6 protein-coding genes and 1 pseudogene are annotated in these 5,530 nt (G+C 50.1%); 3 read left to right on the top strand and 4 right to left on the bottom strand.

From position 1 onward, the window contains the following. On the top strand, window positions 1-262 hold a 262-nt coding region (locus tag JIN87_RS27460), incomplete at its 5' end, for a hypothetical protein (protein ID WP_200359851.1). Between the two features lie 218 nt (window positions 263-480). Here JIN87_RS27460 and JIN87_RS27455 read toward each other — a convergent pair. Further along, a complete protein-coding gene (locus tag JIN87_RS27455; RefSeq protein ID WP_200359849.1) occupies window positions 481-1,431 on the bottom strand; it encodes a carboxylesterase family protein in 951 nt (316 codons plus the stop codon). A 351-nt stretch (window positions 1,432-1,782) separates the two neighbouring features. On the opposite strand from JIN87_RS27455, the gene JIN87_RS27450 reads away from it, so the two are divergent. Further along, the gene (locus JIN87_RS27450; RefSeq protein ID WP_200359847.1) at window positions 1,783-3,111 is read left to right on the top strand and encodes a hypothetical protein; all 1,329 of its coding nucleotides are present in this window, start codon (window positions 1,783-1,785) and stop codon (window positions 3,109-3,111) included. A gap of 12 nt (window positions 3,112-3,123) precedes the next feature. On the opposite strand, the gene JIN87_RS27445 is transcribed toward JIN87_RS27450, so the two are convergent. Beyond that, on the bottom strand, window positions 3,124-4,101 hold the full coding sequence (locus JIN87_RS27445) for a glycoside hydrolase family 5 protein (RefSeq protein ID WP_200359845.1): 978 nt from the start codon (window positions 4,099-4,101) through the stop codon (window positions 3,124-3,126). Beyond that, on the bottom strand, window positions 4,102-4,308 hold the full coding sequence (locus tag JIN87_RS29130; protein WP_425606477.1) for a fibronectin type III-like domain-contianing protein: 207 nt from the start codon (window positions 4,306-4,308) through the stop codon (window positions 4,102-4,104). A gap of 165 nt (window positions 4,309-4,473) precedes the next feature. Here JIN87_RS29130 and JIN87_RS27435 point away from each other — a divergent pair, with 165 nt between their 5' ends. Next, a complete protein-coding gene (locus JIN87_RS27435; RefSeq protein ID WP_200359841.1) occupies window positions 4,474-5,280 on the top strand; it encodes a helix-turn-helix transcriptional regulator in 807 nt (268 codons plus the stop codon). 21 nt (window positions 5,281-5,301) lie between these two features. On the opposite strand, the pseudogene JIN87_RS27430 reads toward JIN87_RS27435, so the two are convergent. Continuing rightward, window positions 5,302-5,530 (bottom strand): annotated as a pseudogene (locus tag JIN87_RS27430) (alpha/beta hydrolase); the annotation flags it as partial.

The following is a 5,530-nucleotide window of genomic DNA, read 5'->3' as shown; positions in this document are numbered from 1 at the left end:
GGGGGGGAACTATGATTACACCTCTGTCGTTAGCGGTCTAGAAATCGATCCAGCTGGTAGTGACTTCTCAGTACGTTTTGACTTAGACACGAAACAACGTGGTCCGATGTTCAATGTCCAGAAATCTGGAACACTCAATGAGAGAGATTGGAATTACATGCTACCGCGTAGAGTGGCGACCGAGGTAGGCGTGGAGACATGGATGGTCGAGACCGGTGGGGCGGTCGACCAGCTATTTATTAAGATCAATGTTTGGCCATAGCCCAATTGCGAATCACTTGTTGAGCAGCTTCTGTTGTGGAAGCGAATTTCTGTCATCCAAGGTTGGAATTTGATAGGAACCGTAGGCCACAACTTTAGCCCCTTAAAAAGAGCCTTGTTTACTTAGCAGAAGTATACAAGGGGGAGCAGTGGATCGACTCGAGTTGAGTATCGTGTCGGCTCGCAGTTGCTTTAGTGTGTGATGGTTTCGTCAATAGATCATTGAGTCACTCGAAAAAACACTGGGACCGTCGTACGCTCTAGCACGATCTCGTTGCTGTCGCCGAAATTGACATCCACATTCTGCCAGTTGATCAGATCTCTGCTCTCCTTCAGGATTGAACCTCCTTCGGAGTTGATGGAGAGATTCAAGGAGAGCGCGTTTTTTGTATGATCGACTCGTAGGCTTGTTATCGAGAACTTGTTCTCACTGGAATGGAGTTGTTGTTCAAACATCCAATTGATCACCTTGTCAGTGCTGTAAACACGCGGCCAAATAAAATGATCCCCATCTGGGTATTCCGTGTACTTGAGCTGTTTAGAGGTACTGGTGTACTCGAAATTCCCTGTATTCGAATATTCGGGACGCGGCTGGTTTTGGGAATCCAGTATGCGATTTATTTGAGTTCGGGTGTTCGAGTAGGAAACGATGCTGTCGTTGCGGGCATGAAATGCCCAAATGGGTCTGCCATGAAGCTGCGAAAGGTCACTTCCGCTACGGGGAGAGATCGCGCAAATAGGGATTGCTGCGGCAAACGTTTCTGGATACGCTTTGAATAGATCCCAGGTCCCACCTCCTCCCATCGAGAAGCCAGTCAAATAGACGCGCGTCGAATCGATGTGATGTGTTTCGATCGCTTGTTTGATCATATCTATAATCGCTTGATGCCGTCCTTCGACCCACCAGTGAGCTGTCACTGCTTGAGGGGCGTAGATAAATGCGTCTCGGTCCCTTGCCAGGATGAAGAGTTCGTCGAAATCATAGACGTTTTTCCAGTTGTAGGAACCGATTGCCCCGCCTCCATGCAATGCGACAATGAGCGGTCTCGGGTCCTCTTCAGTTCCATTGTAGCCGGGGATATACAGACGCCCCGGAAGTGTGTCGGCGCTAAAATCCGAATACTGTTCAACGAACCTACCCTGACCCAAGCAAAAGGAGAGGTGGAGCATCGCGAATGCATGGAAAACTATTATTCTATTCCGATAAATACGATGGAGTAGCACTTGGATATCTACGCCATCAACCGTTTACTCCCTTCAGGCTAAATCGACTATCTAGGATCTGCGATAAGGCCTTTTGGGTGTTCGTCGAATCGGCATGAGTAGTCCCTATACTAATACGAAAGAGTATGGCTTTTTTCTAGTGCAGCTTGAGTTTGGAGAGACCCATACTAGGTTCAACGCTTCGTCTAGTTCGCCAATGTAATGATACTTTCTCCTTATTTCTCGGACGCGTTGCCTTCGGATTCCGAACCTTTTTCTGGAAAGGCCTAACAGGCTCTAAATCCAGCCCCTAGTTGTATGAACGTGAAAAACACTTTTGCTTGTATGTTGTTGATAGCCCTTCTGGCTGTTGCTGGAAGGGCTCAAGAAATCAGTCCGTTTCTTTTAGGACAGAATCATTGGATGGCTGATGGAGATGAAGGACGGGTTGGTTACTTGCACGAACTTTGGGATAAAGTGGGCGAGAGCGGTGTGCAGACGATCCGCATTGGGGGCAATGGCTACCAGCAGCTTTTTCCGGAGAGTCGCGAACTTGATGAGATGATCGACCGTATCAAGGCGGCGGGGGCGGAGCCGATTCTGCAAGTTCCGAGCACATTCACGGAATTTCAAGCGAAGGCTCTGGTGGAGCGTTACTCGAAGAATGACGGAAGGGATGTCATGCTTTGGTCGATCGGGAATGAACCGTTTTTGCACGAGGAATTCACACTTGAAGAAGTACACGCCTATATCGTGCGGATTGGCACCGCTATGAAGGAGGTCAACTCTGAGATAACGCTCTTCGTGTATGATGCTGCTTGGATGCAGAGAGAGCAATTTCAATCCCTTGTGGGCGGGGAGCTAGATGTGTGCGGATTGAAGGTGGGTGATGCTTGGCTTGTGGATGGCCTTACGTTTCACTCGTATCCAAACGGAACTGAGTTTGGGCGTGAAGATGTCACCCTCGGCGGGCCAAATAAGATCGAAGGTGATATGGTCGCGTTGAAGGAGATGGCCTCGGCGGCGGATGAGCAGTTTGGCCGAACGGGCGAGGACAAATTGCTTTGGGGACTGACCGAGGTACATGTGACTTATGCGAATCCCGACCGAGAGATCGCAGGGTATGGAAATACCTCTTTTCTGGCAGGGCAGTTTATAGCGGAGGTATTCGGAAACGGAATGAAGCACGGTGCGACCTTGGTAAACCAATGGTGTATCAATGAAACGGATGCCGTTAAGACGGATTTCGGCTACATCGGATTGCCCGGTGAATTTTATCCGCGATCGACCTATTATCATATGCAGCTGATGAGTCAGCACATGAACGGCATGTATTTGAGTAGCGAGGACAGTGAGGAACTGCTAAAGGTGTTTGCTACTGAGGGTGATGATCGGGTTGCTGTGTTGTTGATGAACCAGGAGTTGGGTCGGACGATTCCGTATTCGTTGCGTTTCGATGGCGATTCGGCGGATGGAGAAGGAGTGGCGATTCGCGTCCATTCCGATCTAGCCTTTGATTACGAAGACACGATAGAGGCTCAGATGACTGAGCTCCTCGTTTTTGGAAAAGAAGGAAAGCTCTTGGAGCGCTGGAGGTATGGTCTCTCCCATGCTTTGACGTATCAAAAGCCGGAACTGGTGGAGTAGATTGAGTTTCCCTTACTGATTGAGTCGTTGTTTAACGAACTCGCCGAAGACGGTGGGGGATCCGTCTTCTTTAAGCAGGCTACTGGGCTCGTCTTTGTCTGAGATGGCCCAAGCGCACCAGGAGATTTGGTGGGAATCTAACCAGTCTAGCCAATCGCTTCCCGACATCCCGGTTTCGTTTACGTAGAGCGCATTGTCGGAGTCGCCCCAAAATCCCCATTCGGACACGAAGATGGGTAGCCCTTTCTGAATGGCGTTCTTAGCGTGTTCGCGGACGCTTTCTCCATGTGAGGCAACGTAGAAGTGTAGAACGTAGGCGATATTTGAATACTGTGAAATCGGGTCTTCCGCCGCTTCGTCTACACGTTGGGACCAGGTGCGGGTACCGACAAGGATTAAGTTGTCCGAGTGCTTACGAATGACGGGGATTACTTCTTCCGCGTAGGCCTTGATGTCTTGCCATGGGATATCGTTGAGCGGTTCGTTATAAATCTCGAAGATGACATTGTCGTGTTGCCCGTACTTCTGGGCCATTTCGTCGAAGAAGGACTTCGCGGATTCCGTGTGTTTTTCAGCGTGGTGGGAATGCCAGTCAATAATGACGTAGATGCCTGCAACGATGGCGGCGTCGATGACGGTTATGAGTCGCTCCTTGTTTGAAACGTCGATCAGGTATGAGCCGTCCTCCTGTACATTGAGGTAACCTCCACCATCCTCCACGCCCATGGCGGCCCGGATGATCGTGATGCCCCAGTCGTCAGCGAAGCGCCTGACGTTCTCGGCCGTCCACTGTTTCTCTTGCCCCCAGCCGCTATTGCCCCAGAAGAGGCTGAGGCCCTTGACTTGTACGGGATGGTCGACCTTTGCCGCAGTGATTTTCCCCTCGCGGGCTTCAAGTTGTCCGTATTCTGTGACAGGAGAGCCCACGAGAGGGTTTGAAGTGAAAAGGCAAAGAGCGAAAACTAGTAAAATGGGGTGATGTCTCTTCATCTAGTTTATGGTTATCGGGAGCTTTAGTCGAATGTCCGAGGACGAGCTACCAACGTTGAGAGTAAACACCCCGGGCTCAATTTTCCACTCGCTTTTTTCGGGGTCGTAGAAGGCAAACGCGGAAGAATCCAGGCTGAGGGTTAATTCGGTAGATTCGCCTGAATTTAGAGAGACCTTTGCGAGTACGGAGGTAGCTAGAGTAACCATAACAAAGAGGGTTTGCGTGATCTTCATGAAATTTTTGCTTCTTTCCTGGGAGTTGGTTGAACGTACAACTGTGTGGGCGGAGAAGTAGCCTGTTTATAATATATTTGAAGGGGTTCGAGTGGGATTGGTTTTTAAATAGTCCGATTAGAAGCGATTTTGTCCGCTATGGCATTCTCGATAGAAAACTACCGAATTGAAGAGTTGTTCCGGTTTGAAATGGAACGAGGAGGGCAGCCCTATTGTATTGGGATTCCAGCTGGGGTAGTGCGCGTGGAGGTCATGCTGGAAGGCGGGGGGTGGATACTGCATGAGGATCGATCGGTACGGGTGGATCCTGGGATGATGATAATGAACCAGGCGGGCGATGAGACCATCTATCGCGCTTATCCGGAAACGGGATATGTGTGTCTGGCTTGCAATATCAGATTAGGCGACGGGGTTGAACGGATCGAAATACCTCGCTTCTGTCGATGGTCCGAATCTGTTGAGCATGCGAAGAGCTTTACAGAGCGCAGCATCTACCTCTTTGGACTACCTGGGTATGACCAACGTACCCTAGTAAATCGCGTGCTCGGGGAAGTGTTCTTTCATGTGGAAGAGAGCACGTATCGAGAGGAACGCGATACGACTCCCCTCCCCATGAAGTTGGCCTTGGAGTACCTCGAAGCTCATTTCATGGAAGGGGTGACTTTGCCGATGTTGGCGCAAGTCTCCGGCTATTCTCGGTCGAGATTCCATGAGTTGTTTACGGAAACCTTTGGAAGCACCCCCCAGCAATATCAGATGGATCTAAAAATGAGACAGGCGAAGCGCTTGATCCTTCAATCGACTCACCCGATTAAGTGGATCGCTGCAGAATGTGGATTCTCCTCGGCTTCGAGCTTTAGCACCACTTTTAGCAAGGAAGTGGGAATGGGACCTAACGAGTTTCGTCGGGAGAAGGGGCAGCTTCTCGATAAGCGAGCTTCTTGAGATTCGAAGGTGAAGAGTCGGTTATTGCTGTGCTTGTTTAGATTTTTCGGATACGAATTCGAGTAGCAAGGGGAAGGCTGGTTCGGTCATGCCATGACCGTATCCGTCAAGTTCGTACAGTTGGATATCTGAATGACCTGCAACTTTCATCATGTGGTAGAAATAGGCGTTTTCTTCATAGCGTCCGAGGAGTTCCCGCTCTCGGTCTCCTGTGATTAGGAGGGTGGGGGGCACGTCGGCACGTACGAAG

The sequence above is a fragment of the Pelagicoccus mobilis genome (assembly GCF_016595505.1).
GTDB classification, from domain to species: domain Bacteria; phylum Verrucomicrobiota; class Verrucomicrobiia; order Opitutales; family Opitutaceae; genus Pelagicoccus; species Pelagicoccus mobilis.
This window is presented reverse-complemented; position numbering and strand designations above follow the sequence as displayed.

Bases quoted from the DNA above. Each gene is read 5' to 3' on its own strand.
- JIN87_RS29130 (WP_425606477.1), bottom strand. From the start codon at position 4,308: ATGGTTACTCTAGCTACCTCCGTACTCGCAAAGGTCTCTCTAAATTCA.
- JIN87_RS27455 (WP_200359849.1), bottom strand. From the start codon at position 1,431: ATGCTCCACCTCTCCTTTTGCTTGGGTCAGGGTAGGTTCGTTGAACAG.
- JIN87_RS27445 (WP_200359845.1), bottom strand. From the start codon at position 4,101: ATGAAGAGACATCACCCCATTTTACTAGTTTTCGCTCTTTGCCTTTTC.
- JIN87_RS27435 (WP_200359841.1), top strand. From the start codon at position 4,474: ATGGCATTCTCGATAGAAAACTACCGAATTGAAGAGTTGTTCCGGTTT.
- JIN87_RS27450 (WP_200359847.1), top strand. From the start codon at position 1,783: ATGAACGTGAAAAACACTTTTGCTTGTATGTTGTTGATAGCCCTTCTG.